General features: G+C 45.1%; 1 protein-coding gene. It reads right to left on the reverse strand.

Annotated features, from left to right (window positions below; genetic code table 11):
- Positions 1 to 183: 183 nt before the first annotated feature.
- Positions 184 to 1,359 carry an MFS transporter gene (locus ABWP14_RS11435; RefSeq protein ID WP_353203098.1) on the reverse strand — a complete coding sequence of 392 codons (1,176 nt, stop codon included), beginning with the start codon at positions 1,357 to 1,359 and terminating at the stop codon, positions 184 to 186.
- Positions 1,360 to 1,595: the final 236 nt, after the last annotated feature.

A 1,595-nucleotide genomic window follows, 5' to 3' on the forward strand; every position in this document is an offset into this window, starting at 1 on the left:
AAGGTGTAAACCATGTGATCGGTACCGGACGTAAAGCATGTGTCCGGTACGGACCATTTGAGTTTGGTGGCCCGGGGCGGAATCGACCAGGGCCATAGATGTTTAATCCATTTCAAATACTTACTTCATATGATCTATGTGCTCAGTTGGCATTCCATGATTCAACTCCATTGAATGCGGGGCCTAGGATTCCTCGTTCCTATAGACCCAAAACGCCATCAGCATAAAAGCTACTAATGCACAGCCTCCTGAAAACAGGAATGCATAAAGTGGCGCGATGGATTCATAGACCCAGCCAAAGATAAATGAGGCTGGAAATAGCATGAGTCCTGTTATTAAATTAAACCAACCAAATGCTGTTCCCGCTAAACCCTTGGGCGCCATATCGGCTACCAATGCTTTCTCCACACCCTCGGTAGCGGCCTTGAATAATCCATACACACCAAAAAGCGCAAAGATTTGGTAGGTGGAAATACCTGGTAAACCCATAGCCATATAAAAGAAGGCAAAGGCAATCCAAGCAATTAAGATAAATCGTTTGCGGCCAAAGGTATCTGATAGCGCCGATAAGGGGGTTCCAAATACGGTTGCAATCAATGAGATTGCCGCCCATAATAATGGAATCTGCTCTTGTGGAACTCCTGCTTCTCTAGCTCTTAGCAATAAGAACATGTCCGATGAATTTGCCAAAGCAAAGATACCTGCGACTACTAGATATCTTTTAAATTGATCAGGCATACCCTTGAGTGACCAGCTAAATTTGCTCGCCCGTGGAGCAGTCTCTCGCTGTGGCTCTTTGATACACAAGGCAAGAGTGATGGTGATCACTGCTGGGACTATTGCCCAAAGAAAAATATCTTTCAGCGGCACACCCATTGATAAAAACAAAGCCGCTAATAAGGGGCCAATGACTGCTCCTGCGTTATCCATCGAGCGATGTAAGCCAAAAGTAACTCCCCGTTGATTTTCATTAACACTCTCAGCCAACAGAGCATCACGGGGAGAGCTTCGAAGACCCTTACCCATGCGATCAGTAAAGCGAATGGCTAGAACCCAAACCCATGAATTAGCAATTGCGATCAAAGGCCTTCCAATTCCGGCAAGCGTGTAACCTAAGACAATCCAAGGTTTTGCTTTCTTAGTGCGATCAACAATGACGCCAGAAACTAATTTGAAGATACTAGATGAAGCTTCCGCAATACCCTCAATAATGCCAAGTGCTCTGGGTCCTGCCATAAGGACTGATGTCAAGTACAAGGGCATCAATGGATAGATCATCTCACTAGCAGAATCATTTACTAAACTAATAAATCCAATTAACCAAACGGTACGGGGTAGAGCAAGAATCGTTTTAAACATAAACCCAATTTACTCTTATTTTGTCGTTTTAAACGACATCCCAAGCACCGACCCTGAACAAGCGTCGCTTAAATCGACGTAGGACCAACGCAGGGATGTCTAATTGATTCGTCCTTTTAAAGGACGGTTCTTGATGAGGATATCCTAACCGATGGCGTCCAGCCTTGCCAAGCCTTAAAAGAAAATAGCCCAACAGGTGGGCTATTGAGATTCTTGGTGGCCCGGGGCGGAATCGA

This window comes from Polynucleobacter sp. (genome assembly GCF_040400325.1).
Classification (GTDB): domain Bacteria; phylum Pseudomonadota; class Gammaproteobacteria; order Burkholderiales; family Burkholderiaceae; genus Polynucleobacter.

Coding starts and splice junctions, on each gene's coding strand:
- ABWP14_RS11435 (WP_353203098.1), bottom strand. CDS start 1,359: ATGTTTAAAACGATTCTTGCTCTACCCCGTACCGTTTGGTTAATTGGA.